The organism is Micromonospora sp. WMMA1976 (genome assembly GCF_027497335.1).
Lineage (GTDB): Bacteria > Actinomycetota > Actinomycetes > Mycobacteriales > Micromonosporaceae > Micromonospora > Micromonospora aurantiaca.
Genome location: NZ_CP114912.1, coordinates 1,565,788 through 1,591,945, shown reverse-complemented (window position 1 = coordinate 1,591,945; position 26,158 = coordinate 1,565,788). Strand labels below are relative to the sequence as shown.

The window sequence follows — 26,158 nt, the reverse complement described above, 5'->3', positions numbered from 1 at the left end:
GGCCGCTAGCTCCACGCGGGTGGCGCCCGGTCGTCCGTACCCGATCGAACACCCGGCTCCGATTCGGCTGGCATGGGCGGGCCGGTTTCCCTGGTCCAGCCGAGGAAGCGGCGGTGCAACACGCCCGCCGGCGTCCACGGCATGTCCTCGGTGGCCTGGACGAGATAGGCGCCGAGGTACAGCGCCAGCGACACCGGCGCATCCATGAACTCCGCGCGCAGCTCGCGCTTGCGCGTCGGGCACGGCCAGGGCAGGTCGCAGCCGCCGCAGCTCCACACCGGCATGACCGGCCCGTGGGTGGTCACCGCGCACCCTCCAGGAACCGCGCGGTGATCGCCCGCGCCTGCCGGCTCGTCGCCCATTCCACCTGCCAGCAGGGGTACGGCGTGAGCCGCGACCACCACGCTCGGCAGCCGGCACACATGCCGTCGAGCCCTCGGACATGAACCGCGACGATCGCCTGTTCCTGCTCACTGGTCACTGCTCACCCTCCGACGGCCAGTGGCCCCGATTGATCGGAATCCGGTGCCGGGCGCGGCAGGGCAGGTCGGACCCACAGCGGCAGACGCGCCGCCAGAGCCGCCACGACCACACCGGCCGGTGCCTACGAGCAAGAGTCAGCGCGGTGGCAGACAGGTATTCGTCATACGAGACGCGCCGCACGGACCCTCCCTCGGTTCTGAGGGGGACGCGGCGACCAGGCGATACCCGCACCGCCCGCCGCATCCCGTGAGCAGAAAGCTACGGTGGGTCGCGGAGCGGAATGGGTAAGGTTCCTACCCCTGGATCAGGAGAGCAGCCCGACCTTGACCGCGAGGTCACGGGCGTCGTCACGGGTGGCGCGTGGACCGTCGAGCAGGTCCAACGTGATCTGGCGGGCGTACCCGTTGAAGCGGATCGTCTCCGGGGCCGACTCGTACGCCTGCCGCAGCGTCGTCACGGCCGCTTCCTTGTCGTCCTTGCCGTAGTGCGCCCGCGCCACCTCGATGAGATGGCGTGCCCGGCGTGGCCTCGACGGGATGGCCGCCGAGTCGTGACGGCGTGCCTGGCGTACCGCTTCCCCGGACTTCTGCAACTCCACCGCCACGGTCACCGCGTGGGCGCCCATGACGACGCGGGAGAACGACGTCTGCGGCTGATAGAAGCCCTCCGGCAGACGCTGCGCCACGCGGTCCGCCCGATCCCAGTACCGCCAGGCCCGGCCTTCCTCGCCGGCACGAGCGGCGGTGTAGGCGGCCTCGAAGTTGAGCGCGCCCCACAGGGCCAGCAAATTCGTGCTCCCGTCGGCTGCCCTGGGCTCCAGAGCCGACAGGACATCCTGGGTCAACACCATGGCGGTGTCCCAGTCCCCGGCGTCCCGGTGCACCTGGCACAGGAACCACGCCGCACAGGCCACCGCCTCCGGATCGCCGGAATCCTGCGCCGCCACCATCGCCCGGTCCGCAACCCGCCACAACAACTCGGCAGCCGGCTGGTATGCCAGGAACATCTGCGTCAAACCGAACGTCTCCGCCAACAGCGACTGCGCCTGCCGACGCTCAGCACCCTCGTACATCAGCGCGGCCCGCTGCACGTCGTACAGCAGCCCCGGCAGCAACCCACCCAGCACCGTCCGGTGGTCAGACGCCTGGTGGCGCGCTCGCCACGCCACCGCAAGCCGCTCCCGCAAGCCGGTCAACGACTCCACCTCAGCCTCGTCGGAGAGCACGACACGGTTCACGGCGTCCCGCACCGACGCCAGCGCCGGATGCTCAGGCCCGTTCACCACAGCGGACCGGTCGCTCAGCTCGCCGGCCAGGGCGGACACGTCGACCTTCAACGCACGTGCGATGCGGTCCAGCATGTGGATGCGCGGAGGCAGGATCCGATCGGTCTCCACCGCCTTGACCCACTCGGCGCTACGACCAACGAGCCCACCGAGCACCGCGCGAGTCTTCCCGGAGCGCTCCCGGTAGACCTTCAGCCGCTGCCCGAATGTCAGCTCCGGCAAGGGTTCCATCCCGAACCTCCTCATAGCGCGGGATGCGTCAGCGGCGATTGGGCCACCGCCGGACCAACGCTACCGGCCTGCCTCTGGCCACATAACCCCGAACGCGCGCGTGCGCCGACTGCGCGTCAACGTGGAAGCCCGGCTCCCGCTTCTATTCCTTGGGCAGCCGCCTCAGCACGGGGCCGTCAGCATCGTCGGCTCCGATGAGGTTGTCGCGCCCCGAGCACAAGCTTCACCTGGGTTTGCGATATCGGATCGAACCAGTGACCTCTTCGGTGTGAACGTCAATCTCGCTGCCGGTCGCGGTTCAACCGATGCCAACGAATGTCGTCGACTGCGTTCCGATTGCCCTCGTGGGCCATCCGCTCATGGGTGACGCGCCTCTTCGCGCTGACTTCTTGCTGACTCCGCAGATGCCGCGGCGATCCGGCAGCAGGAAGATGCGGCTGCACTGGCAGGGCGTTGATGCGACGAGGGCTCCGCGGGGGCTGCACCGCAGAGGTGGGCGAGGGCTGCTTCGGAGTGGAGCCGGTTCGGGTTGTCGCCGGCGGTGGTGAGTAGCTGGGCAGCGACGTCGGTGCCGACGCCGAACAGGGCGCTGGTGCGGGGTGCGGCCTGGCGGACCAGGGGTGCCAGCTGCCGGTCGAGGGTCGTGATCTCGTCGGTCAAGGTAGTGACCCGTCGGGCGAGTCCGGCCAGTGCGGCGGCGGTGGCTTGTTCTGGGTCGTTGAGCTTGGTCGGGTCGATGGTGAGGGCGGTGCAGCGGCTGACCAGGACGGCGGCACTGAGCTTGGTCAGCTGCGCCCGTAGAGCCTCTGGTGCGGCGGCGACCAGCCCACGCATCTGGTTGATGGCTGCCGTGCGGGCCTTGACCGCCCCCTGCCGGGCCACTCGCAGGGCGCGGATGGCTTCCACGGGTCCGGTGCGGGTCTTGGGCGTGCCCATGGCGGTGCCGGCGAGGGTGGCCCTGGCGGCGGCGATGGCGTCGATTGGGTCGGACTTGCCCTTGGCCCGTCGAGTCCTGCGGTCAGGCCGGTCGACCTCGACGACAGTGACCTTGTGCCGGGCCAGGTGCCGGGCGAGGCCCGCACCATAGCTACCCGTGCCCTCCACCCCGACTGCGACGAGGCGGCCGAAGGACCGCATCCAGGCCAGCAAGTCCGAATAGCCGCCGCCGGTCGCGGGGAACTCGGCATCGGCCAGGAGACCGCCGGTGCTGTCGATGATCGCCGCATGGTGAGTGTCGCGATGGGTGTCGACACCACCAATGACCAATCGTTTCTTCGCTGCCATGCTGGTGAGGTCCGCCCTTCTCGGTCGAGTCGAGAACACGGGGACACGTCACCGGTCAGGCGATGCGGACAACACAGTGGTGGGACCTCTCGCACAGGCTCCTATCAAGTCACGACGCCTGACCGGTGACATGCAGCTCACGGGGCCACCGAGCCAGCCGACGAATCGGGATCAGGACAGCAACCGTCGGTCTGCCGGTGAGTCAGACCAACCCGGCGACCCACCCCACCATCCTCACTGTCTGCCGCCGACCCACACACCGTGGAGCAGACCAGGGCCAGGGTGACAAGGTGGAGCGCCCTACTGGACGTACGACCTTGTCACCCTGGCCCTGGTCTGCTCGGCTTGCCTGGGTCGGTGGCTGGCGGGATGGCATCCCACCTCAACCACTCTCCGACCGGAACCGTTCGGCAACTCCATCTCGGAGTCGTCTGGCCCCCGCCGGAGGCACAGCTCTAACCCCGCCTCCTTCCTCACCCCACCATTCCCACCCACCTCCACCCCTTCCCCACCTGGGGCCCTGAGCGACCGTGCGGAAACGTTCGGCAACTTCGCCCCGCCGCGGTTGGCCTGCCGGATCTCGTGCTGCTTCGGGATCGCCGGCATCGGGTGGAAGGTGTCCGCCTGGCCTTGGTCGTCCTTCGGGACTCGTCACCGGGTCACCTCACTGACCCAGGTGTGACGCGCGGGGCGGGGCGTGGGGTTCGGGCCGGTTGATTTCGCCTCGGCGCCGTAGGCGGGCGGGGCGGCGGCTCTGTAGGAACCGTTTGCCGGGCCCCGGCCCGCGCCGCGCGGAGCGCGCTTGACCTTGTAGAGGCCGGCTCGGCAAGAGATCCTCCACTGGCCCGAGCACGCATCAGCTGACGCGGGTCACACCGGACCACCCGCCTGTCGGTCAGGCTCGGGTGCGCTGCCGCAACTGGGTCGACACGATCGCGACGACCGCCATCAGGACCGCGACGACCAGGGACGGCAGGGCGTCCGGCCGGCGCAGCAACTCCCCCGTCAACCCGCTGTTGTCCAACTGGTGGAGCGTACCCAGCAGGAGGGTGGGGACGACGGCGATCAGCAGCCGCTGGTCGGCCGTGGCCACCCACAGGAAGGCGGCAATCCCGGCGACGACCATGACGGCGACGACGATCCGCGGACCGGCGTCGGCCATGCGGAGGCCGCCCGCGGGGATGAGATGCAGGGCGAGGATGCCGGCGGTGACCAGGACGGCGTTGGCCCGGGGCGCCGGCGGCACGTCCGCCGGGCGCCGCAGCCCCAGCACGATCAGCGGCGCGGCGACGACCGGCGCCCACCACTGCGGCAGGCCGTTGAGGAACAGGTACTGCGAGATCACGGTCGGCACCACCGCCGCGGTCACCGCCAGAACGGCGGCGGTACGGGCGCGGCCCGCGACGAGCGCCACCAGCGCGGCGATCAGCACGATCTCGTGGATGCCCTGATTCCGCAGGACGGTCAGAGGGTCCGAGAGTCCGCCGAACTGGAACGCCTCGACGATGTCGTCCAGGCCGATGAGGACACCCAGCGCCAGCACCGCGATGGCGCCGAGGTGGATGCCCTGCCAGAACAGCACGGCGGTGGGCCGGGGCGCGGTGCCGCCGCCGTACACCCGCAGGCCGCCCCGGACGAGCGAGGCAGCCTCCCGGGCGCTGGGCCAGCGGCGGGTGGTGGGTTCGTCGCCGATCAGCGTGTCGATCAGCTCGTCGGCGCGTTCGCGGCGGTAGTCGGCGGGGTAGGCCCGCAGCAGCATCCGGTAGCGCTTCTCCAGGACATCGGAACTCATGCTGGTCTGATCCTCGCGGTAGAAGGGTGACGGGCACTTGCCTGCGATTGGACCCGGCGCGGCAGGCGGTCCATGACCACCCGGGCGGCCTGGGCGAGCCGGTCGGCCTCTTCGGTGAGTACGAGACAGCCCTCGTCGGTGAGCCGGTAGTAGCGACGGGCACGCCCGTTGACGATCTCCTCACCGTCGGCGGTGACGAGGCCCTCGCCGAGCAGCCGGTCGATCACGGAGTACAGCGATCCGGCGGCGAGGGTCACCCGCCCGTCGGACAGCTCTTTGACCCGCTTGATCACGGCATAGCCGTGGAGCGGCCCGCCGAGCAGAGCGGCGAGGACGAAGTACGAGGGTTCCCGTAGCGCGGGACGCGAAGCCGATCCCATGAGCCGAATATACAACCAACTTGAGTATCCGTCCAAGGTGACTGTTCACAGTGACACTTGCCCAAATTATCTTAATGATTAAGGTAATTGCATGAGCACATCGACGGACTTCTCGGTGGCGATCGCCGGCGCCGGCCTCTCCGGCCTCTGCCTCGCCCAGTACCTGACGCGCGCCGGCATCGACGTGCACGTCTACGAGCGGGACCCGGGCCCCTTCATCCGGCGGCAGGGTTACCGGATCATTCTCGACCGGTACGGGCTGGAGGCGCTTCGTGAGGGCCTGCCCCGCTCGCTCTACCACCTGGCGCTGGCCACCGGCGACGAGCCCGGCGGTCACCTGCGCTTCACCAACAGCCGGCTGCGGGACGCCTTCACCATCACGTTCAAGGACGAGCCGGGCGCGACCCGCCAGGTCGACCGGCTGACCCTGCGGTCGATCCTGCAGTCCGGGTTGAACGGGCGCATCCACTACGGCAAGGACGCCGTCGCGGTGGACAGCGGCGGCCCGGCCGGGCTGCGGTTGCGGTTCTCCGACGGCGGAGCCGCCGCGGCCACAGTCGTGGTGGGCGCGGACGGCGTCGGCTCGGCGTTGCGCGCGCAGCTCATGCCGGACGCCGACCCGGCGGACACCCCGATGGCGGGCATCTACGGCCGGTCGCCGCTGCGGCGAGACGGCGCGAGCGTCATCCCCGACGCGCTGCGTACCAGCGGGGTCCTCGCCATCGCCGACCTGCCGGGCAGCGCCTTCTTCTTCACCTCGATGCGGTTCGGCGAGAGCCCGCGGGAGGCGTTCACGCGCCTGGCTCCGGGCAGCTACGCCCCCACCGGCGACGACTACGTCATGTGGGCACTGCTGCTCCGGCGGGACGAGTTGCCCACCGGCGTCCGCGGGGACCTGCGGGCGCTGTGGCACGTGGCCGCCCGGAAGAGCATCGACTTCCACCCGCTCGTGCGGCGGCTGGTCGACACGGCCGAACTGGACGCCACGGTGCTCAACCTGTTCGCCACCGGCCGGCGCCCGCACCGGTGGACGGTGCCCCGGGCGACGATGATGGGCGACGCCGTGCACGTCATGCCGCCGTTCGGCGCTCACGGCGGCAACACCGCGCTGCGCGACGCCGCCCTGCTCGGCCACAAGCTGGTCGAGGCCCGGCGGAACGGCACACCGGTCGAGGAGGCGATCGCCGGATACCAGGACGAGATGGTGCCGTACGCCTTCCACGCCGTCGACAGTGCCGCCAAGCTGATGCACCGCCTCACCGGCGGCGCCGCCGCACCGCACTGGGTGCTCACCCGCGTGCTACCTCGGCTGCACCGGGTCACCGTGCCGGAGGCATGATTGCCCGCATGTCCCACGATTCGGCCCGCGCATCCGCGATAGCCGACCTCATGCGCGCCGGGCGGGAGACATCGCGGCTGTCCATGGTGTTCCGGTACGCCATCGCGGAGCGGCTGGGCCTCGCCGTGAGCGACCTGGAGTGCCTCGACTACCTGGCGGACATCGGCTCCGCCACCGCGGGGCAGATCGCCGAGCGGACCAACCTCACCACCGGTGCGGTCACCAGCATGCTCCGCCGACTCCAGCAGGCCGGCTACGTGACGACCGAACGCGACCCGGCCGACCGGCGGCGCGTCGTCGTCACCATACGGCCGGAGCGGATCGCCGACCTGGAGCGGCCGTACGAGCGTTTCGCCGAGCGGGCGGGACGGCTCGTCGAGGGCTACAGCGCCGAGGAGGTCCGGCTGCTGGTCCGGCACCACGACCGCCTGCAGGCGATGTACCTCGCCGAGTTAGATCACCTCCGCGACGGCGACACCGCGCAACGGCCCGTCTGAGCCGGCGTCTCGCGCCGCTATCCCACGGTCGCCAGGAAGTCCGAGTAGAACAGGCCCAGGCCGGCCGCGACGCAGACACCGGCCACGATCCAGAACCGGACCACGATGGTGGACTCGCTCCAGCCCGCCAGTTCGAAGTGGTGGTGCAGCGGCACCATCCGGAAGACGCGCCTGCCGGTGGTGCGGTACGAGACGATCTGGATCACCCAGGTCGTGGTGATGATGACGAACAGCCCGGCGATCAGGATCGAGAGCAGCGTCGTACGGGTCACCACCGCGAGCCCGCCGATCAGGCCGCCCAGCCCGAGCGCGCCCACGTCACCCATGAAGATCCGCGCCGGGGAGGTGTTCCACCACAGGAAGCCCACACAGGCGCCGGCCGCGGCAGCCGCGATCATGGCGATCTCCAGCGGGTCGCGGACCTGGTAGCAGTACTCGTTCACGCGGGCGTACCCGTCATCTGCGCACCAGTGCCGGTACTGCCAGAAGCCGATCAGCGAGTACGCGCCGAGCACCAGGATCGACGCGCCGGTGGCGAGGCCGTCGAGGCCGTCGGTGAGGTTCACGCCGTTGGACATCGCCGTGATCACGAAGATGAAGACCATGACCGCGCCGACCTTGCCGACGTCCAGCCAGCTGATGTCGCGGATGAGCGAGATGTGCTCGCTGGCCACGGTCTGGCCGTTGGTGCTGGGCACGTAGAGCGCGGCCACGCCGAACCCGCCGCCGACGAGCGCCTGGCCGAGCAGCTTGCCCTTGGCGGACAGTCCGTCGGAGTTGCGCCGGCGCACCTTGAGGAAGTCGTCGAAGAAGCCGACCGCGCCGCAGAAGACGAACAACCCGAGCAGCACCAGGGCCGTCATGGTCGGCCCCTCCTGCGCGATCTGCCGTTCGGGCAGCGTGGTCAGGGCGAGGTGCCCGGCGACGTACGCGAGGACCGTCGCCACGATGAAGACGACGCCGCCCATCGTGGGCGTACCCACCTTGTGCTCGTTGCTGGCGAGCCCGATCGACCGGATCGGCTGACCGGCCTTCAGCGCGGTGAAGACGCGAACCGCCACCGGCGTGCCGAACAGGGAGATGACGAACGCGACAGCGGCCGCGACGATGACAGCCCTCACCGGCGTACCTCCACGAGCTCCGGATTCTCATCGGTCACGAGACGTGAGCTTGCCATCCGGCGGCGGACGGAGCAGCCCCCTGACCGTCACCACGCCGAGGCTGGCGCGTAGGCCGTAGCGTCGACGGCATGAGAACGATGCTGGTGTCGATCGCGGTGATCGTGGTGGTGGTGCTCGCGCTCGTCGTCTTCGTCGCCCGGCGCGACCGGACGAGGCGCCCGTCGGACGAGGATTCGGCTGCGGTTCGCCAGGCCGGCGCCGACCGGCACCGGCACGACGCGCAGCGGCAGGTCGCGTCGGGCCTCGCCGAGCGGCACCGCAACCCGCCGAGCACCTAGGCACGACCGGCGGTGCGGGCCGGTTTTATCGGTGGCCCCGCGTCGACCCGTCGCGCACGATCACCTGGTGGTCCCACCCGACACCGTTCTCTCCGACCTCCGCGAGGCGTGGCGCCGCACGCTGGCGGGCAGGCTGCTGGGCCTGTACCTGCACGGGTCGCTCGTGACAGGCGACTTCGACGTGAACCGCAGCGACCTCGACCTGCTCGCGGTCCTCACCGACGACCCGGACGAGAAGCTCCTCGACGTCCTCGCCGACCTGCACGCGGACCTCGAGCGGCGGCACCCGCTGTGGGCGGGCCGGATCGAGGTGGAGTACGTGTCACTGGCCGCGGTGCGCGCCGTTTCCGGCCGGGACCACCTGATCGCCCGGATCAGTCCCGGGGAGTCGTTGCACCTGCTGCCCGCCACCACCCACCGCGTCGTGACCTGGGCCGCCGTGCACGACTACGGCCGTACGCTGCTGGGACCGCCGGCCGGCGAGCTGCTGCCCGCCGCCGACCCCGGCCTCGTGCGCGCCGCTCTGCGGGACCACGTCCGCGACTGGCCGACCTGGGTACTCGAGATGACCCCACCCGGAGCCCAGTCGTACGCGGTGCTCACGCTCTGCCGGGCCTACCAGCGCATGTGCGACGGGCGGCAACTGTCCAAGCGGCAGGCCGCCGAGCGGACCGCCGCCGCCCTCCCGCGATGGGCGGACCTGATCTTCTGGGCACGCGACTGGTGGTACGACTCCGGCCAGGACAGCGATCCCGGCCGGTTCGACGAGGTCCGGGCGTTCGTGCACGAGGTCAGCGCCGCCATCCTGGCCGAGGAACCCGACAGGCGGTGACACCGCTCCTACTCCTTCAGGCCGATGTTGTCGATCGGCGGAGCGCTGAGCAGCCGCCGGACCGGCCACACCGTGCTCACCAGCGCCAGCAGCGCCGTACCGCCGAGCACCGCCGCCCACCCGAGCGGCGGCACGTACGGGATCGGACTGCCGGTCAGTCCGTTGACGATCGCGCTCAGCGTCAGCACCGCGATCGTCGCGCCGATCAGCACCGCGGTGCCGAGCAGCCCCGCCTGTTCGGCCCGGACCATCCCGCGAATCTGACGCCGGGTGACCCCGACCAGTTGCAGCAACGCCAGCTCGCGGCGGCGGGCCAGTGCCGCCATCACCATCGTGGTGGCCGCCGCCAGCGCCGCGTACCCGACCATCACGCCGATCAGCAGCCGGTTCAGCCAGGCCCCGAGCGCCAGATCGGTGCCGAGCAGGCGCGTACGGGTCGCGGCGTCGAGAATCTCGGTGCCGGGCCGCGCCGCGGCCCACGTGGCCAGCGCGGCGCCGGCGTCCGGGCCGCCGCGGACCAGCACCTCGTCGACGGTGTTCGCCGCCGTGTGCCCGGCGACCGTCTCGGCGGCCACTGTGACGTCGCCGAAACCGAGGCCACGGTCGTAGATCGCGATCACGTCCAAGGTGACCGGGGTGCCGTCGCCCAGCCAGAGTTCCGCCTTGTCGCCGACGTCCCAGCCGGACGAGGACGCCTGCATGGTGGACAGGGCGACGGTACCGGCACCCAGGTCGGCCAGGGTGCCCCTGCGCACGGCGAGGTCCATCGTCGACGTCACGCCGGCCGGGTCGACGGACAGCGCGGCTACCGGCTCGATGCCGCCGAGCGCCCGCACCACGACCTGGGTGCGGCGTACCCCGGTGGCCGCCTGCACCCCGGCCAACTCGCGGATCTCCCGCGCCGCGTCCCCGGGAAGTCCGCCCGGAGCGACGAGCACCCGCTCGGCGAGGGTTCCGGCGCTGCTCTGCGTGGCGGTCTGCCGCTCCAGGTTGTCCTGCAGGAACCAGACCGAGCCGCCGAATCCCACGGACAGCACGAGGGCGGTCAGGACGGTAGCCATGCCCTGCGCGTTCGCCCGCAGGTTGGCCGCGGCCAGGTAGCCGCCGGCCCGCCAGATGCGCGGCAGCACCGGGGTGAGCAGTCGTGCCGCGTACGCGTTGATGTGCGGTGCGAGCAGCGCCACCGCGATGACGAACAGGTAGAGCATGCCGACCGCGCCGGCCAGCGCCCCGGCCGACCCGGCGCCGAGCGTGAACGCCCCGGCGCTGCCGGCCGCCGTCAGCGTCAGCACGCCGGCGATCGGCCGTACCGGGCCGCCACGCCGGGGTTCGACGGCGATCTCGCCGAGCGCCTCGACCGGCTTGATGGCGGTGACCCGGCGTGCGGCAATCAGCGCGGCGACCACCGCCACCAGGACGGCCGTACCGATGGCGGCCGGCACCGCGAACAGACCGCCCGCCATCGGGAAGCCGGCCGGCACGAACCCGCGCCCGACCAGTTCGCCGTGCACCCAGCGGGCGGCCAGCAGGCCGGCCGGGCCGCCGATCGCGGAGCCGGCCAGGGCGAGCAGCGTGGCCTCGGCGACCAGCATGCGGCGCACCTGCCCCGGCGTGGCGGCGACCGCGCGCAGCAACGCCAGGTCACGGCGGCGGTGCCGGACGGACAGCCCGATGGTGCCGGCCACCACGAACACGATCAGCAGGACGACGTACCCGCCGAAGGCTGCCCCGGCCCCGACCAGCAGGCTCTGGGCGGCCAGGTGGTCCGACTGCTCGGCGTTTCCGCGGTCCTTCCCGGCGTACGCCGTGGCGCCGGCCGCCGACGCGATCTCGCGCACCGCGCCGACGTCGGCGCCGGGTGCCATCCGTACGCCGATCGCGTCCACCCGGCCCGGGTGCGCGGACAGGCGAGCGGCCTGCGCGTCGGTGAAGAACACCGCCGCCGAGCCGGTCTCGGTGGTCCCGCTCACCCGGTACGACCGGCCGACCCCACCGACGACCAGGTCGATGCGGCCGCCGGGCGCCACGCCCAGCCGAGTATCGGCCACCACCTCGTCGTCGTTCCGGGGCGCGACGCCGGCGGCGAGGGGACGACCGGTGAAGACGTACGTGTCCCAGCCGTGTCCCACGGCGGCGGGTGAGCCGATCAGCACCCGGTCGTCGCCGGTGACTGCGGTGACGCCCGGCACCCGGCGGATCCGGTCCACCAGGCCGGCGTCCACAGTGCCACCCTCGGGCAGCGTCACCGTGCTCGTGGTGGTCTCGCCGTCGAACTCCCGGAACGTCTGGCTGATCGTGCGGTTGGCGACGACCACGTCGGCGCTCGCCCAGAGCCGCGGCTCCGGGCGGAACCGCAGCCCCGATTCGACGAGCGAGCCCATCGCCACCAGGATCAGCACGCCGACGATCAGGGCCAGCAGGGTCGCGGCGGCGGGGCCGGTGCGGTGCCGCAGCAGGCGGGCGGCGAGGCCGGTCATCGGAGGACCCGCCCGTCCAGCGACGCCAGGTGCTCGGCGATCCGGACGGCGCCGAGCTGCGGGAGGTCCGCGACCATCGCACCGTCGGCCAGCACCAGCACCCGATCCGCGTACGAGGCGGCGATCGGATCGTGGGTCACCATCACCACCGTCTGCCCGTGCTCGTCCACGACCGCGCGCAACAGCGCCAGCACCTCCGCCGCGGTCCTCGAGTCGAGGGCGCCGGTGGGCTCGTCCGAGAAGATCACCTCGGGGCGGGTGGCAAGCGCCCGGGCGATAGCCACCCGCTGCTGCTGACCGCCGGACAGCGCCGCCGGCCGGTGGTGCAGCCGATCGGCGAGGCCGACCCGCTCGACCACGTGGGTCAGCCAGGCCCGGTCCGGGCGGCCGCCGGCCAGGCGCAGGGGTAGCACGATGTTCTCCTCGACGGTGAGCGCGCCGATCAGGTTGAACGCCTGGAAGACGAACCCGATCCGGGTACGCCGCAGCTCGGTCAGGCGCGTCTCGGACAGCCCGGACAGGTCGGTGCCGCCGAGGACCACCCGGCCGTCCGTGGGGCGGTCGAGCCCGGCCGCGATCTGCAGCAGCGTGCTCTTGCCGGAGCCCGAGGGCCCCATCACCGCGGTGAAGGTGCCCCGGCCGAAGTCGACATCGACGCCCGCGAGCGCGGTCACCTGGTTGCGGCCGGTGCCGTACACGCGGGTGAGTCTTTCGACGCGTACCGCCGGCTCGACGGTCTGTCCCATTCTGGTGGCCTCTCTCCGTGTCTTCGGCAGGATCTGCGCGCACCAGAAACGCTATTGAGCTGGGGGAACAGCGACCATCCAGCGGGCTGCCCAGTCCGGGTACAGCAGGCACCACCTTCGACCCGTACCTCAGCGGGCCGGCGTCGGAAGGTGAAGGCGGCCGTCGTGGACTTCGGCGACCTGGTCGACGGCGGTGAGGTTCGTGCGGTCGTGGGTGACCAGGACGGTGGCGGTGCTCTGCTGGTGGGTGAGACGGGTGATCAGCTCGATGACGGCGGCGCCGCGTTCGTGGTCGAGGGCGCTGGTGGGTTCGTCGACGAGCAGGACGGTGGGGTCGTTCATCAGGGCGCGGGCGATGTTGACGCGCTGGCGCTGGCCGCCGGAGAGCTGGTGCGGCCGGCGGTCGGCCTGGCCGGCGAGGCCGACCGCGTCGAGGAGTTCCACGGCGCGGGTACGGGCTCCGGCCGGTCGGCGGCCGTCGATCTGGGCCATCACCTGGAGCTGCTCGGCGGCGGTGAGGGAGGGCAGCAGGTTGGGCTGCTGGAAGACGATGCCGATCTTGTGGCGGCGCAGGTCGGCAAGTTCGCCCCGCGTCATTCCGGTGGTGGCGGTGCCGTCGATGGTGACGGTGCCGGAGTCGGGGGTGATGAGGGTCGCCGCGACCGCGAGGAGGCTGGACTTGCCGGAGCCGGAGGGGCCGATCACGGCGGTCAGGCTGCCCTTGGGTACGTCAAGGGTGACGCGGTCGAGGGCGGTCAGGCGGCCCTCACCGTCGGGGTAGGTGAGGGTGATGTCGGTCAGGTTCAGGCTCATCGGGCGCTCCCCAGGGCGGTCAGCGGGTCGACGGAGGTGATCCGGCGGATGGCCAGAGCGGCGCCGAGGGCGCCGAGGACGACGATCACGGCCGCGGGAAGGAGGACGGTCACCGGGGTGAGGAGGAACGGCACCGTGGACCCGGCGACGAGGGCGCCGAGCGCGGCGGCGATGCCGGTGCCGAGCAGGGTGCCGCCGACGAGCAGCACGACGGCCTGTCCGAGGGCGTCCTTGAGAAGGTTGGCGGTGGGGGCGCCGAGTGCCTTGAGCACTGCGACGTCGCCGCTGCGCTGGATGGTCCAGACGGTGAAGAAGGCCCCGATGACGAGGGCGGAGATGGCGAACAGGAAGCCGCGCATCAGCTGTAGCGAGCCGTTCTCGGAGGTGTAGGAGCCGATCGCGGACAGTGAGTCGGCCACGGAGACCGTCCTGGTGCCCGCCTGCCGGTCGGTGGCTCCCGGCTCGGCGTCCGAGGTGGTGGTCAGGGCGACGACGGTGGCCGTCTGGCTGCCGTCGCCGGTGCCGGCCGGAGGCGCGATCCTCTGCCACACGCCCAGGCTGATCCACACCACGGGGGTGTGGCTGAAGGAGGCGTCGCCGCGTACGGCCGCCACCGTGAGTCGCTGCCCGGCCAGGGTGACGGAGTCGCCGGCCTGCACACCGAGGTCGTCGGCGGCCTTGGTGGACAGCACCGCCGAGCGGTCGTCGATCCGGCCGCTGTCGGGGGCCAGGCGGGAGCCGGACTGGACGCCGAAGGCGGAGACCCCGACGCTCCTGTTCCCGGCGGTGGCCCTGGTCGTGGTGATGCCCAGCGGTTCGGCACCGGTCACGCCGGGGGCCTCGGCCCACTGCCGCCACTGCTTCTCGGTGACAGTGGAGTTGGAGTACGACACGTCCTGGCCCTCGCCGGGCGCCTGGAAGGCGATCCTGTCGACGGGCAGGTCGGTGATGGCGGAGATGTTCTGCCGGCCCAGTCCGGCCGTCAACCCGGACAGCAGCCCGACCAGCAGGGTGATCAGCACGATGACGGTACCCATCAGGGCGAAGCGCCCCTTGGCGAACTTCAGGTCTCTCCAGGCGACGAACACGGCAGTGGCCTGTCCTTTCGGCGGTGGAAGCGGTACGACTCCACGATCGCGGCCGGCGCCCGTGTCCGCGTCTGGCCTAGGGCGGCACTTCGCGGGCCGAAGGACGGCGCCCGGGTTCTAACTTTCGATAGAGGCCCTCGGGGCGCCGGCGTCGGTAACGTGGGACGCACTGTGAGCACCGCTGCCCCTGCCCTGACCCCGACCACCCGAGCCCTGGCCTGGTGCCTGCACCTGCTGATCATCGGCCTGCTCGTCCTGGCCGCCGGCCGGGCGGTGGCCGACGACCGGCCGCACGCCGGCTCGATCGTTGCCGTGGCGGTGGCGTGCGGTCTGGCGTACGCCATCGGGCCGCTCCTCCCCCGCATCCGGTGCTCGCGGCGGGCCGCCGCCTGGTGGCTGGCCGCCGTCGGGGCCGTGTGGCTGGTGTTGCTGGGCCTGTCCCCCGACGCGATCTGGGTGGCGTTCCCGCTGTACTTCCTCCAGCTCCACCTGCTGCCGCGCCGCGCCGGCCTGGCCGCCGTGATCGTCACCGCCGTGGCGGCCGTCGCCGGGTTCGGCGCCCACACCGGCTCCTTCACCCCGGCCACGGTGATCGGTCCCGCGCTCGGTGCCGCCGTCGCCGTCGGGGTGGTGTGGGGGTACCAGGCCCTGTATCGGGAGAGCGAGCAGCGCCGGCAGCTGATCGAGGAACTCACCGCCACCCGGGCCGACCTGGCCCGCGCCGAGCACACCGCCGGCGTGCTCGCCGAGCGCGAGCGTCTGGCCCGCGAGATCCACGACACCCTCGCCCAGGGCCTGTCGAGCATCCAGCTGCTGCTGCGCGCCGCCGAGCGCGCCCTGCCCGGCCGGCCCGGTGCCGCCTCGGGTCACGTCGACGCGGCCCGTCAGGTCGCCGTGGACAACCTCGCCGAGGCCCGCCGCTTCGTCGCCGCGCTCACCCCGCCCACCCTGGAAGGCACCACCCTGGCCGGGGCCCTGGAACGCCTGTGCACCACCACCAGCGCCCGCCACCGCCTCACCGCCCGCTTCCACCTCGTCGGCGACCCCGTATCGCTGCCGACCGCCCACGAGGTGGCGCTCCTGCGTATCGCCCAGTCCACAGTCGCGAACACGGTCCGCCACGCCCAGGCCACCACCGCCGAGATCACCCTCAGTCATCTCGGCGACCGCATCGCCCTTCACGTCGTCGACGACGGGCGCGGCTTCGACCCGGACCACCTGCCCGCCCCCGACGTAGACGGCGGCGGCTTCGGCCTGGCGGCCATGCGCGCCCGCATGGCCGCCCTCGGCGGCACCCTGGCCGTCGCATCCGCGCCCGGCCGGGGCACCGCCGTGACCGCCGAGCTTCCCCTCACCCCGCCCACCAGCACCGAGCCCGAGGGCCGCCCGTGACCGACGACGTCCCCATCCGCCTCCTTCTGGCCGACGACCACCCGGTCGTACGGGCCGGGCTGCGCGCCGTGCTGGAAACCGAACCCGGCCTGGTCGTCGTGGCCGAAGCCGCCACCGCCGAGGAGGCAGTCACCCGCGCCGCCGCAGGCGACATCGACGTCGTCCTGATGGACCTGCAGTTCGGCAAGGGCATGGGTGGCGCCGAAGCCACCGCCCGGATCACCGCCCGCCCGGATGCGCCGCGTGTGCTGATCGTCACCACGTACGACTCCGACGCCGACACCCTGCCCGCCATCGAGGCCGGCGCCACCGGCTATCTCCTCAAGGACGCCCCACCCGAGGACCTGGCCGCCGCCGTCCGCACCGCCGCCGCCGGACGCACCACGCTGGCGCCCACCGTCGCGAACCGGCTGATGAACCGCCTGCGTACGCCGGCCACCACCCTGACCCGGCGCGAGACCGAGGTCATCGCCCTGGTCGCCGACGGTCTGTCGAACCACAGCATCGGCACCCGCCTCCACCTGACCGAAGGCACCGTCAAGTCCCACCTGGCCCGCATCTACGCCAAGCTCGGCGTCGAGTCGCGTACCGCCGCCGTCGCCACCGCCACCGAACTCGGCCTCATCCGCCGCTGACCCCGGGCAGGTGCGGGTCGTCGGCCAGGCCGGCTGCCGGCGTCAGCGATTGAGCAGGTCACGGCCGGGGTAGTGGCCCTCCTCGCGGAAGATCAATCGGCGGCCGGGTCCCGGCCTGTCCGGCGAGAGGGGTACGACCGGTGCGGAGCTGGGTGCGCGACGCCGTCGGGCGGTTGCGCGGCGACGGGATGACAGTGGTCGAGCTGACCGCCGCCGCTGTGGTCGCCTGGATCGTGGCGGCGCTGGTGATCCGTCACCCGGACCCGTTCTTCGCACCGACCGCCGCGCTCGTCGTACTCGGCGAGTCCCGCGGGCGACGGCTGCGGCAGACCGTCGAGATCCTGCTCGCCGTGGCAGCCGCCGTCCTCGTCGCGGAGCTGCTGGTGTACGCGCTGGGCCCGGGCACCGAGACGGTCCTGCTGGTGCTGCTGCTGACCACCACGACGCTCGTGGTGATCGGGGCCCGACGTGCCCTGGTCGTGCAGGCCAGCGTCTCGGCCATGTACCTGGTCGTGGTCTCCGCGCCGAACGGGACGCTGATGCCGTTCCGCTTCGTCGACGCGCTCATCGGCGGCGCGGTGGCGCTCGCCGCCAGCCAGCTGATGGCCGCCCGTGACCCGCTGGCACCACTGGTGGCCCAGGCCCGGCGCAGCTACACCGACCTGGCCGACCTGCTCGACCAGGTCAACGCGGCACTGAAGGGCTGCGACGAGGACGCCGCCCGCGCCGCGCTGGACCGGGCGCGGCAGGTGGACGACTGCGTCGCCGAGATGCAGGCCGCGGTGCTCGCCACCGGCGAGACGCTGCGGCTGGGACTGCGCCGCCGGCACCTGGGCAAGCTCGCCGAGGTGGAGGCCACACTGCGGCAGCTCGACTACGCCGCCCGCAACATCCGCGTGCTGGCCCGGGCCGGCGTGACCCTGACCCGCCGGCACACCGCCACGCCGCCGGAGCTGGCCGCCGCGATCGGCGCGCTGACCTCCGCCGTACGGTCGGCTGGTGAGGCCATGGCCCACGACCTCACCGGCGCCGACGCCGACCGGCACGCGCAGCGGGCCGACGCGGCGGCGCTGGAGGCGGTCCGGATCGCCGCGGGCCTGCTGCGGACCGACCCGCCGCTGCCGGTCACCATGATCGTCGGGCAGATCCGGGCGACAGCGATCGACCTGCTGCGCGGCGTCGGCCACGACGACGTGACGGTGCTGGATCGGGTGGACGAGGCGCTCGGCCTGAGCCGGGGGTGACACCCGGGTGCCGTCGGCCGTCGGAGCCGACTTGCCAGCGGCTGACAGGACGCTACGTCGTGAAGTAGGCGGCGCTCTCCGCGTCGGCCGGGTAGTAGGACTCGATCGCGATCTCGTCGATCGTGATGTCCATCGGGGTGCCGAATGTGGTGATGGTCGAGAACAGCCGCAGCTCTCGTCCGCCGACGCGAAGGATCATCGGTATCACGACGTCCGCTTCGATCCGTTGACTCGACGTGTTCTCCGGCTCGGGCGCCAACAGTTCTTCGTAGAGTGCGGTGAGCTCAGCGTCGGGAGCAGTGGCGAGCTGGCGTGAGATCCGGGTGCGGAACACCGCGCGCACGTCGGCCAGGTTGACGACCATGCGCGCGAGACCGCGCGGATCCAGTCCCAGCCGTACCAGGTTGACCGGCGGTCGCAGCAGGTCAGGAGCCACCTGTGCGAAGAACGGCTCGACGGCGCGGTTGGTCATCACGATGTTCCACCGGCGATCGAAGACCACCGCCGGGTAGGGCTCGTGCGCGCGGAGCACCCTCCGGACAGCGTCGTGGACGGCTGACAGTGCGTTGTGGTCGAGCGGACTCTCGGCGTACCGGGGTGCGAAGCCCCCGGCGAGCAGCAGCCGGTTGCGTTCACGCAGCGGCACGTGGAGCTGATCCGCGAGTCGAAGGATCATGTCGGGGCTCGGCTTGGACTTACCGGTCTCGACCAGGCTGACGTGACGAGCCGAGACGTCCGCAGCGATCGCGAGATCCAGTTGGCTGAGCCCCCGGCGCTGCCGCCACTGCCGCAGGAGTTCCCCGACCGTGCGCACGATCATGGAGCGTACTCATCGTCGCGCCGGACGCCATGAAATCCGAGTTCATCGACAACCGGAGCGGTCACGCGAACACTGCATCCATGACCACGGCGAACAAGAGCATCGTCCAACGGGCGCTGGCAGGACTGATCGAGACGGGCGACGTCGATGCGATCGCCCCGTTCCTGAGTGACGACTTCGTCCACCACAGGCCGGGTACGACCACATCGACCAAAGCGGAGTGGCTCGCCGCCGTCCGCGCCGCGCTCGTACCGCTTGCCGGCATGCAGGTCGAGATCAATCAGGTGCTGGGCGACGGCGATCACGTCGTGATGTACTCGCGGCGCTGGCTTCCCGACGCAGGACCGGAGATCGCGGTCGTCGACATCTGGCGGATCGACGATGGGCTGATCGCCGAGGCGTGGGAAATCATCGAGCCGGTGGCCCACGTGACCGCCAACCTCGCGTGGTGGAAACCTGCTCAGCACTCACCATGCGTAGCTCACCTGCGATGCGGGCCTGGCTGAGCGCCAGGCCAGGTCCGGATTCCTGCCGTGATCGGACTTCCGCTTCCCGGCGCGAGCGCACACGGCCGGCCGCAGACCGAGCCGCGGGTTGGCAGCATCACAGGGATTGAACGATCTGGATCGGGTTGCCGTCGGGGTCGGCGGTCCACGCGATCAGTAACCGGCCGAGCCATACGTGTGGAGGTGCGAGAGCGGGTGCTCCGTCTGCGACCAGGCCCTCGTAGGCCGCGGTGGTGTCATCCGTCCAGAGGATGACCGCGACGCGCTGGCCTTCGGCGACCGGGTCCAAGCCGTGGTCCTCGCGGGTGGACGCGACCGAGGCGATCCCGATCTTGTATCCGTCGAGGACGAGATCAACGTGAATCGGTTGGCCGTCAGTCGGTACCCGGAAGGTCTCCCTGAATCCCAGCCGGTTATAGAAGGCGACTGCCCGAGTGAGATCGTCGCTGAAGAGGACCAGCTGGGGACTGCGGAAGGTCCACATGCCGCGAGCCTATCGGCGACGCGCCGGGGTATCGAGGACCAGCTGGGTCAGGCCCGCCGAGGAAAGCACATTTCGGATGCCGTGGCTCGGCTGCGATGTCACACTGCCGCAGTGGAGCGCTTTCGGTGTGCGGGCTGCGGGAACACGCTGAGCGTCCCGGTCCGGTTGGTGGAACTGCCGGCGGCGCCGCACTGGTCGGTCCTGGACTGCCACCACGTGAATCCACCACTCCTGGATCCCGGCGCGTACGCGATCGACGAGGCCGCCTACGGCCGTGATCAGCTCACCGGCACCTTCGTCCTCTCACCCGGCGACGTACGCGGGACGCGCTTCGTCCATGACCGTGTCCGCACGGGCTGCTGGTCGCTGGTGGGATGGATCCCCTGCGTCGCCTGTCAGGGCTGCGGGGCCGTGGTCGCCTCGCGGGCCGACGACTGCAGGATGGCCCAGGAACTACGCTTCCATCCAGCGATGGTTGTCCGCGAGCTGTGTGACGACGGCCCAGGCGGCCGGGGCGTCGACCCTTTCGCGCTGATCGCCGACTGGGACCGCCCCGCGCCCGACACCAGACGACACCGCTGGATGCCCGAGCCGACCCGCCCTCGTCCCGAACTCGTCGCCACCCGCTGGGGCGGCCGAGGCGTGCGGGACGCTCTCTTCCGGGACGATCCGCCGGCCTGACCCGGCCGCGCCTGACCACCTCTGCCGCCCCTCAGGCGTCGGCGAGCAGCCGGTTGGCCAGGGCCCGTACCTCGTCCTTGAGTTCGTCCGGTCGGTCGATCGTGAACGACCAGCCGAGCCCGGCGAGCATCTGCGCCGCACCGTCGAGCCGTTCGGCTCGGGCGGTGAGGCGCACTCCGCCGGGCACCTCGGTGAGCGTGCCGACCGACTGCGGGATCCGTCGCTGCGCCTGTTCCAGGCTGGTGTGCAGCACCACGGAGATGTCGTGCGCGTACGGCACTGCTGCCAGACCGGTGAGTACCTGCGTGGTGGGATCGAAGCCGGCCGGGATCTCGAACCTGCCCGGGGTGGGGCGGGCGGTCCCGATGCGGTCGAGCCGGAACGTCCGTACGGCCCGGCGGTTGTGGTCGTGGCCGGTGACGTACCACCGGCCGGCGTGGAAGACCAGCCCGTACGGGTCGAGCCGACGCTCGGCGGACTCGCCGCGCCAGGTGGTGTAGGTGATGTCCACCGGTTGCTGATGTCGGGCTGCGTCCGCGAGCACCAGCAGCACCTCGATGCCGGCCGGAGCGGACTTCCGGACCCGTGCGGTGAAGTCCACGGTCTCCAGCAGCGAATCGATCCGCCGGGCGAGAACGGCCGGCAGCACCCGGCGGATCTTCGCGGTCGCGCTGTCGGCGGCCGCGCCTTCGGCGGTGACCAGCCCGGCCCGGCCGGCGGCCACGAGCCCGAGCATGACGGCGACCGCCTCCTCGTCGGTGAGCATGAGTGGCGGCAGCTTGTATCCGGGCGCGAGCCGGTATCCGCCGTAGCGACCGCGCCGGGCCTCGACCGGGATGCCCAGGTCGGCGAGATGCGCGGCGTATCGGCGGACCGTGCGCTCGTCGACGCCCAGCCGACCGGCCAGGTCCGTGACGGTGAAGTCGCCGCCGGCCTGGAGGATCTCCAGCAACGCCAGTACGCGCGCGGTCGGCCGGGTCACAAATCCCTACTTCCAATCCGGGCGGAACCTGTCCGGTATTGATCGTAGCGTGTCAGGCATGACGACATTCGTACTGGTTCCGGGGTTCTGGCTCGGCGCATGGGCCTGGCGCCCCGTCACCGCCGCCCTGCGCGCGCACGGCCACGAGGTGTACCCGCTGAGCCTGACCGGCCTTGGCGAGCGCGCCCACCTGGCCCGCCCGGACACCGACCTCGACGTCCACGTCACCGACGTGGTCAACCTGCTGCGCTACGAGGACCTGCACGACGTGGTCCTCGTCGGGCACAGCTACGCCGGCGCGGTCGTGACGACAGCCGTTGCCGACCGCATGACCGACCGCATCGCCCAACTGGTGTTCGTCGACACCGGCCCGCTGCCCGACGGGGCGGCGAACGAAGACTTCAGCCCGCCCCCGGAGCGTGAACGCAACGCGGCGGTGGTCGCCGAACACGGCGACGGCTGGCGGCTGCCGCCCCCGCCGTGGGCCGAACTGGCGGCGGGAGCAGCAGACGTGGATGACTCGGTCGTCGCGTTGCTCGATGAGCGGTCGGTGGCACAACCGTGGGCGACTGCCACCACCCCGGTACGGCTCACCGGGGCGTGGGAGAAGCTGCCCCGCCTCGGCGTGCTGTCGAGCTTCACCGCCGAGCAGGCACGCGAGATGGCCACCACCGTGCCGCTGTGCCGGCACATGGCCGGCGATTCGTGGCGGTACGAGGAACTGCCGACATGGCACTGGCCGATGCTCAGCCGGCCGGACGAGCTGGCCCGGATCCTGCACGAAGCCAGGCCGACGGCATAGCCCGCGGTGCCCGGGCGACCGTACCCGGGTCACCCGGGCACCGACACGGGGGAACCATCGGGCGGGTCCAGGTCCCTTAATGAGGTATGGGCTTGCTTCGCAGAGCGGAACCTGTCGGCTACGAGGAATTCGTCGCCGGCCGGTATCGCGAGATCGTTCGCTTCGGCGTGCTGCTGACCGGTGACGGACGGCTGGGTGAAGACCTCGCCCAGGAGGGTCTGATCGCGGCCTACCGGTCGTGGCACCGGTTGGGCGTGCCGGAGGGGCGGCCGGAGGCGTACGTCCGCCAGGTGATGATCCGTGCCGCGATGCGGGCCAGGCGCCGGCGTTGGCGCGACGAGGTGCCGACCGGGGAGCTGCCGGACGCGTCCCGTGGTGGGTTCGCGGATCAGTCGGATCTCAGCGTGCAGGTGCTCGCCAGTCTGCGGCGATTGCCTGCCGACCAGCGGGTGGTGCTCGTGTTGCGGTTCTGGGCCGACGCCTCCGAGGCCGAGGTGGCGCAGACCCTCGGCGTCGCGGTGGGAACGGTCAAGAGCCGCACGTCCCGTGCCCTGGCGGCGCTTCGCGCCAGCGGTCTGTTCGCCGAATCCTCCAAGGAGACGCCGTGAATCCCACCCACGTCAGCGAACTGCTCGACCGCGCAGCCGCCTCCGTGACGCCGGCCGAGACCGATCCCGCCTCCCGGCTGGTCCGCCTCGGGCGGCGCAGCGTGCAGCGCCGCCGTCGTGCCTTCGGAACTGCCGGCTCCGTCGCCGTCGCGGCCGCGGTCGCGGCCGTCGTGGCCCTGCCCCAGGTGAGTGCGCCCCCGAAGGGGTCCGAGACCGCGGGGGCCACGGTGAGCCTGGGTGGCCTGTCCGTCGCCGTTCCGGAGGGCTGGCGGACGAGCGAGGTCACCACCCTCGATCCCTGCACCGCCGAGCCGCACACCGTCTACCTCGCCGCACAGTGGGATCCCCGGGCCACGCGACCGACGTCTGTCCCGCCCGGGGCCGCACCCTTCAGGTGCAAGTCGGATGGCCAGGCGTGGATGGCTGTCGTGCAGCAGGGCGTCGCCGCGGCCGTCAGCCCGAACCGGCTGGTCGTCAAGGACGGGCAGCTGATCCAAGTCGATCAGCCCAACCAGTACGCAATCCCGTCCGTGTGGACCTACCGCGCCTTCAACGACGAGATTCAGGCGACGACGGCCTTCATCTCCGGGGACGAGAAGGGCCGCGAGCAGCTGCTCAAGCACGTCACCTGGCCCGCCGGCCCGGCGGCCCCGGCCTCCGGCGGCCTGGTGCTGCCCGACCGCATCACCAACGCCACCACCGAGGCGCCGCCCACAAACGGCATGGTCGTCGCGACGGACGCCAAGACGCTGAACCAGATCCGGACATCCCTCGCCGCGCTGCGCGACCCCGTGCCCGCAGGAGAGGAATGCACACTGCAGAAGCCCGGCGCGGTCGGAATCAACCTCGGCGAAGTCACAGTGATGCTGGGTGACGCGACATGCCCGCAGGCGATCTCGACCGGCGGCGGTCGCGTCCGGATCGCGGCCGGGCTGGGCAAGGAACTGCTGGACCTCATCGTGGCGAGCGACCGTGCCGCGACCGAGCGGGCCACAAAGGATTGACCGAACCACTCCCGCCTGCGGCGGGGGTTTCCGGCCCGCACCGTCGCCACGGCGACGAGCACGAGAGCGACGAGTACGGCGGCGAGCACCGGACCGACCGCGACCGCACCTTGATCCATAAGAGCATTCGACCAGCCGGCGCCCCCTCAGATGTTGGAGCCGTCCGGCGGCAGGCCGGGCGGTGGCTGGGGGGATCCGCCCCGGCCGGCGGCCGGTGGACAGGACATGCCCAGGGTGTAGGCCGTCATGGACAGCGAGCCGTAGGCGTAGCCGTCGACGAGGACCTCGGTGTCGGGGGTGTCCGTGGCGGCGGCCAGACCGGCGAGATACAACGCGGGGATGAAGTGATCCGGTGTCGGTACCGCAAGGCGGAAGTCCCGGTGGGCGTCGAGGGTCGCGTACTCGCCCGGGTCGGTCAGCATCCGGGCCTTGGCGTCCTCGTCGAAGCGTCGCGCCCAGTCGAAGCCGTCGTCGGTCAGCGCCCAGTCCATGCCGCGCAGGTTGTGCACGACGTTGCCACTCGCCACGATCAGCACACCGCGCCGGCGCAGTGGAGCGAGCCGGGCGCCGAGTTGAAGGTGGTAGTCCATCGCCTTGTCGGCGTTGATGCTGAGCTGGACGACGGGAATCGTCGCGTCCGGAAAGGCGTGCATCAGCACCGACCAGGTGCCGTGGTCGATGCCCCAGCTGTCGACGTCCGCCCCGACCCAGGTCGGATGGACGACGTCACTGACCTCCTCGGCCAGCTCGGGCAGCCCCGGCGCCGGGTACTGCACCTCGAACAGCTCCTGCGGAAACCCGTAGAAGTCGTGGATGGTCCTCGGCCGGGGCATCGCGGTGACGGCCGTGGCGTTGATGTACCAATGTGCGCTGACCACCAGGATCGCGCGGGGACGCGGCACCGCGGCGCCGAAGGCTCTCCATGCGGAGGTGTACCGGTTCACCTCGAGGGCGTTCATCGGGTTGCCGTGGCCCAGGAACGCCGCGGGCATCAAGACATCCAGGGCCGGATGTACGTCTGAAGGCACGTGAACACGATAGTGCCGCCTCCAGCGGTTCCGGCCTGAATCACGCTCCCCGGCAGGCTGCCCATTCGGGCGGCTGCCGAGTGACTCCTGGCGATGGGACCATGAGCGGGTGACGCCCTTCCGCATCGATGTGCCCGAAACCGTCCTGGACGACCTGCGCGCTCGGCTCTCGCGGACAAGGCTCGCGCCGGCCGCCCCAGGTGAGCCGTGGGCCGCCGGCACCGACCCCGGGTACCTGGCGGATCTGGTGCGGTACTGGCTCGACGGATTCGACTGGCGTGCGGTCGAGCGTGCCCTCAATCGGCACCCTCAGTTCGTCACCACGATCCAAGGCACGCCGGTCCACTTCGTTCATGTCCGCTCGGCATCGCCCGACGCCACGGCGCTGATCCTCACCCACGGCTGGCCCAGCACGTACACGGAGATGCTGCCCCTGGTGTCCCGGCTCGCAGACTTCGACCTCGTCATACCGAGCCTGCCCGGCTTCGCCTTCTCCGGACCACTCGCCGAGGGCCCCACGACCGAGGCGGCCGTCGCGGACGTGTGGGCCGAGCTGATGACCCGTCTGGGCTACGACCGCTTCGGCGCCTACGGTGGCGACATCGGATCCGGCGTGACGACGTGGCTCGGCGCCCGCCACGCAGATCGGGTCATCGGGGTCTTCTCGCAGCACATCAAGTTCCCGCCGGCGGACCGCAGGGACGACCTCAGCCCGGCCGAGGAGGCGTTCATCGCCATGCTCGACGCGAAGGCCCAGGATGACTGGGGCTACGGAATCATCCAGGAGACACGGCCCGACACCCTTGCGGCCGCGCTGAGCGACTCGCCGGCCGGACTGGCCGCATGGATCGTCGAGAAGTACCAGCGCTGGAGCGACTGTGGCGGTGACATCTCCCGCCGGTTCGGCTTCGACGAGCTGCTGACCACCGTGATGCTGTACTGGGTCACCAACTGCATCGGCACGTCCTTCCGGCCCTACCGTGACGACCACCTGGCCCCGCATCTGCCAATGGTCGACGTGCCCGCCGGCATCACGGTCAGCGTGGAGGACGCCGGCCTGCCCCGGTCGTTCGCCGAACGCACCTACGCCAACCTCACCCACTGGCGCGAGCCCAGCGTCGGCGGCCACTTCCTCGCCCAGGAAGAGCCCGATCTGCTCGCTGCCGATCTGCGCGCCTTCTTCAACGCACTGCGGTGATCCAGAAGCCCAACCGAACGCCGCGCCACGCAGGCCACGACGCCCGAGGCGGCCGACGGTGAACTGCG

28 protein-coding genes are annotated in these 26,158 nt (G+C 71.5%); 13 read left to right on the top strand and 15 right to left on the bottom strand.

All coding sequences use genetic code 11. From position 1 onward, the window contains the following. Positions 1 to 5: 5 nt before the first annotated feature. The 6 genes from O7546_RS07520 to O7546_RS07495 all read right to left on the bottom strand — a co-directional run bounded on the left by O7546_RS07520 (position 6) and on the right by O7546_RS07495 (position 5,455). Complete coding sequence (locus O7546_RS07520; RefSeq protein ID WP_281600654.1) at positions 6 to 305, bottom strand: hypothetical protein; 300 nt, start codon at positions 303 to 305, stop codon at positions 6 to 8. Continuing rightward, on the bottom strand, positions 302 to 481 hold the full coding sequence (locus O7546_RS07515) for a hypothetical protein (RefSeq protein ID WP_281600653.1): 180 nt from the start codon (positions 479 to 481) through the stop codon (positions 302 to 304). The genes O7546_RS07520 and O7546_RS07515 overlap by 4 nt, the downstream gene beginning before the upstream one ends. 306 nt (positions 482 to 787) lie before the next feature. Beyond that, positions 788 to 1,999, bottom strand: coding sequence for a helix-turn-helix transcriptional regulator (locus O7546_RS07510; protein ID WP_281600652.1), 1,212 nt, complete (start codon positions 1,997 to 1,999; stop codon positions 788 to 790). Positions 2,000 to 2,356: 357 nt separating this feature from the next. Next, positions 2,357 to 3,283, bottom strand: a complete 927-nt coding sequence (locus O7546_RS07505; protein ID WP_281600651.1) for an IS110 family transposase — start codon at positions 3,281 to 3,283, stop codon at positions 2,357 to 2,359. 895 nt (positions 3,284 to 4,178) lie between these two features. Then, positions 4,179 to 5,075: a hypothetical protein gene (locus O7546_RS07500; protein ID WP_281600650.1), complete on the bottom strand. Its 897-nt coding sequence runs from the start codon at positions 5,073 to 5,075 to the stop codon at positions 4,179 to 4,181. Then, positions 5,072 to 5,455 carry a PadR family transcriptional regulator gene (locus tag O7546_RS07495; protein WP_043325311.1) on the bottom strand — a complete coding sequence of 128 codons (384 nt, stop codon included), beginning with the start codon at positions 5,453 to 5,455 and terminating at the stop codon, positions 5,072 to 5,074. Before O7546_RS07495 ends, O7546_RS07500 begins: the two co-directional genes overlap by 4 nt. 91 nt (positions 5,456 to 5,546) lie before the next feature. On the opposite strand from O7546_RS07495, the gene O7546_RS07490 reads away from it, so the two are divergent. Continuing rightward, positions 5,547 to 6,794: an NAD(P)/FAD-dependent oxidoreductase gene (locus tag O7546_RS07490; RefSeq protein WP_281600649.1), complete on the top strand. Its 1,248-nt coding sequence runs from the start codon at positions 5,547 to 5,549 to the stop codon at positions 6,792 to 6,794. 8 nt (positions 6,795 to 6,802) lie between these two features. After that, on the top strand, positions 6,803 to 7,291 hold the full coding sequence (locus O7546_RS07485; protein ID WP_228532060.1) for a MarR family transcriptional regulator: 489 nt from the start codon (positions 6,803 to 6,805) through the stop codon (positions 7,289 to 7,291). 17 nt (positions 7,292 to 7,308) lie between these two features. On the opposite strand, the gene mraY is transcribed toward O7546_RS07485, so the two are convergent. Beyond that, a complete protein-coding gene (gene mraY, locus O7546_RS07480; RefSeq protein WP_194800766.1) occupies positions 7,309 to 8,412 on the bottom strand; it encodes a phospho-N-acetylmuramoyl-pentapeptide-transferase in 1,104 nt (367 codons plus the stop codon). A gap of 128 nt (positions 8,413 to 8,540) precedes the next feature. On the opposite strand from mraY, the gene O7546_RS07475 reads away from it, so the two are divergent. Together O7546_RS07475 and O7546_RS07470 are read left to right on the top strand one after the other, a co-directional pair. Then, a complete protein-coding gene (locus O7546_RS07475) occupies positions 8,541 to 8,750 on the top strand; it encodes a hypothetical protein (RefSeq protein WP_194800765.1) in 210 nt (69 codons plus the stop codon). Positions 8,751 to 8,817: 67 nt separating this feature from the next. Beyond that, positions 8,818 to 9,582: an aminoglycoside adenylyltransferase domain-containing protein gene (locus O7546_RS07470; protein WP_281600648.1), complete on the top strand. Its 765-nt coding sequence runs from the start codon at positions 8,818 to 8,820 to the stop codon at positions 9,580 to 9,582. An 8-nt stretch (positions 9,583 to 9,590) separates the two neighbouring features. On the opposite strand, the gene O7546_RS07465 is transcribed toward O7546_RS07470, so the two are convergent. From O7546_RS07465 to O7546_RS07450, 4 genes are all read right to left on the bottom strand, one after another. Continuing rightward, positions 9,591 to 12,059, bottom strand: coding sequence for an FtsX-like permease family protein (locus O7546_RS07465; RefSeq protein WP_281600647.1), 2,469 nt, complete (start codon positions 12,057 to 12,059; stop codon positions 9,591 to 9,593). Next, positions 12,056 to 12,805, bottom strand: coding sequence for an ABC transporter ATP-binding protein (locus O7546_RS07460; protein WP_194800762.1), 750 nt, complete (start codon positions 12,803 to 12,805; stop codon positions 12,056 to 12,058). The genes O7546_RS07465 and O7546_RS07460 overlap by 4 nt, the downstream gene beginning before the upstream one ends. Positions 12,806 to 12,934: 129 nt before the next feature. After that, entirely contained in the window at positions 12,935 to 13,618 is a 684-nt protein-coding gene (locus O7546_RS07455; RefSeq protein WP_194800761.1) for an ABC transporter ATP-binding protein, read from the bottom strand. Next, the gene (locus tag O7546_RS07450; RefSeq protein ID WP_281600646.1) at positions 13,615 to 14,706 is read right to left on the bottom strand and encodes an ABC transporter permease; all 1,092 of its coding nucleotides are present in this window, start codon (positions 14,704 to 14,706) and stop codon (positions 13,615 to 13,617) included. Before O7546_RS07450 ends, O7546_RS07455 begins: the two co-directional genes overlap by 4 nt. 171 nt (positions 14,707 to 14,877) lie before the next feature. Here O7546_RS07450 and O7546_RS07445 point away from each other — a divergent pair, with 171 nt between their 5' ends. The 3 genes from O7546_RS07445 (at position 14,878) to O7546_RS07435 (ending at position 17,977) form a co-directional block, all read left to right on the top strand. Continuing rightward, positions 14,878 to 16,098: a sensor histidine kinase gene (locus tag O7546_RS07445; protein WP_194800759.1), complete on the top strand. Its 1,221-nt coding sequence runs from the start codon at positions 14,878 to 14,880 to the stop codon at positions 16,096 to 16,098. Then, a complete protein-coding gene (locus O7546_RS07440; RefSeq protein WP_194800757.1) occupies positions 16,095 to 16,733 on the top strand; it encodes a response regulator transcription factor in 639 nt (212 codons plus the stop codon). Before O7546_RS07445 ends, O7546_RS07440 begins: the two co-directional genes overlap by 4 nt. Before the next feature lie 140 nt (positions 16,734 to 16,873). Beyond that, on the top strand, positions 16,874 to 17,977 hold the full coding sequence (locus tag O7546_RS07435; RefSeq protein WP_281600645.1) for an FUSC family protein: 1,104 nt from the start codon (positions 16,874 to 16,876) through the stop codon (positions 17,975 to 17,977). A gap of 52 nt (positions 17,978 to 18,029) precedes the next feature. Here the strand turns inward: O7546_RS07435 and O7546_RS07430 are convergent, their stop codons facing one another. Continuing rightward, on the bottom strand, positions 18,030 to 18,797 hold the full coding sequence (locus O7546_RS07430) for a helix-turn-helix transcriptional regulator (protein WP_281600644.1): 768 nt from the start codon (positions 18,795 to 18,797) through the stop codon (positions 18,030 to 18,032). 80 nt (positions 18,798 to 18,877) lie between these two features. Between O7546_RS07430 and O7546_RS07425 the strand changes: the two genes are divergently transcribed. Continuing rightward, on the top strand, positions 18,878 to 19,303 hold the full coding sequence (locus tag O7546_RS07425) for a nuclear transport factor 2 family protein (RefSeq protein WP_281600643.1): 426 nt from the start codon (positions 18,878 to 18,880) through the stop codon (positions 19,301 to 19,303). A gap of 97 nt (positions 19,304 to 19,400) precedes the next feature. Here the strand turns inward: O7546_RS07425 and O7546_RS07420 are convergent, their stop codons facing one another. Beyond that, entirely contained in the window at positions 19,401 to 19,787 is a 387-nt protein-coding gene (locus O7546_RS07420; protein WP_269696425.1) for a VOC family protein, read from the bottom strand. Positions 19,788 to 19,898: 111 nt separating this feature from the next. On the opposite strand from O7546_RS07420, the gene O7546_RS07415 reads away from it, so the two are divergent. Beyond that, on the top strand, positions 19,899 to 20,468 hold the full coding sequence (locus O7546_RS07415) for a hypothetical protein (RefSeq protein WP_194800754.1): 570 nt from the start codon (positions 19,899 to 19,901) through the stop codon (positions 20,466 to 20,468). A 31-nt stretch (positions 20,469 to 20,499) separates the two neighbouring features. Here the strand turns inward: O7546_RS07415 and O7546_RS07410 are convergent, their stop codons facing one another. Next, complete coding sequence (locus O7546_RS07410) at positions 20,500 to 21,450, bottom strand: YafY family protein (protein ID WP_281600642.1); 951 nt, start codon at positions 21,448 to 21,450, stop codon at positions 20,500 to 20,502. A gap of 58 nt (positions 21,451 to 21,508) precedes the next feature. Between O7546_RS07410 and O7546_RS07405 the strand changes: the two genes are divergently transcribed. The 3 genes from O7546_RS07405 (at position 21,509) to O7546_RS07395 (ending at position 23,864) form a co-directional block, all read left to right on the top strand. Continuing rightward, positions 21,509 to 22,252 (top strand): alpha/beta fold hydrolase, encoded by a 744-nt coding sequence (locus O7546_RS07405; protein WP_281600641.1) that lies wholly within the window; start codon positions 21,509 to 21,511, stop codon positions 22,250 to 22,252. A gap of 92 nt (positions 22,253 to 22,344) precedes the next feature. Further along, positions 22,345 to 22,860, top strand: a complete 516-nt coding sequence (locus O7546_RS07400) for a SigE family RNA polymerase sigma factor (protein WP_194800751.1) — start codon at positions 22,345 to 22,347, stop codon at positions 22,858 to 22,860. Further along, the gene (locus tag O7546_RS07395; protein WP_281600640.1) at positions 22,857 to 23,864 is read left to right on the top strand and encodes a hypothetical protein; all 1,008 of its coding nucleotides are present in this window, start codon (positions 22,857 to 22,859) and stop codon (positions 23,862 to 23,864) included. The genes O7546_RS07400 and O7546_RS07395 overlap by 4 nt, the downstream gene beginning before the upstream one ends. 146 nt (positions 23,865 to 24,010) lie before the next feature. Here O7546_RS07395 and ygiD read toward each other — a convergent pair whose 3' ends face one another. Beyond that, positions 24,011 to 24,856, bottom strand: coding sequence for a 4,5-DOPA dioxygenase extradiol (ygiD, locus tag O7546_RS07390; RefSeq protein ID WP_194800748.1), 846 nt, complete (start codon positions 24,854 to 24,856; stop codon positions 24,011 to 24,013). Between the two features lie 145 nt (positions 24,857 to 25,001). Between ygiD and O7546_RS07385 the strand changes: the two genes are divergently transcribed. Next, the gene (locus tag O7546_RS07385; RefSeq protein WP_281600639.1) at positions 25,002 to 26,090 is read left to right on the top strand and encodes an epoxide hydrolase family protein; all 1,089 of its coding nucleotides are present in this window, start codon (positions 25,002 to 25,004) and stop codon (positions 26,088 to 26,090) included. Positions 26,091 to 26,158 lie beyond the last annotated feature (68 nt).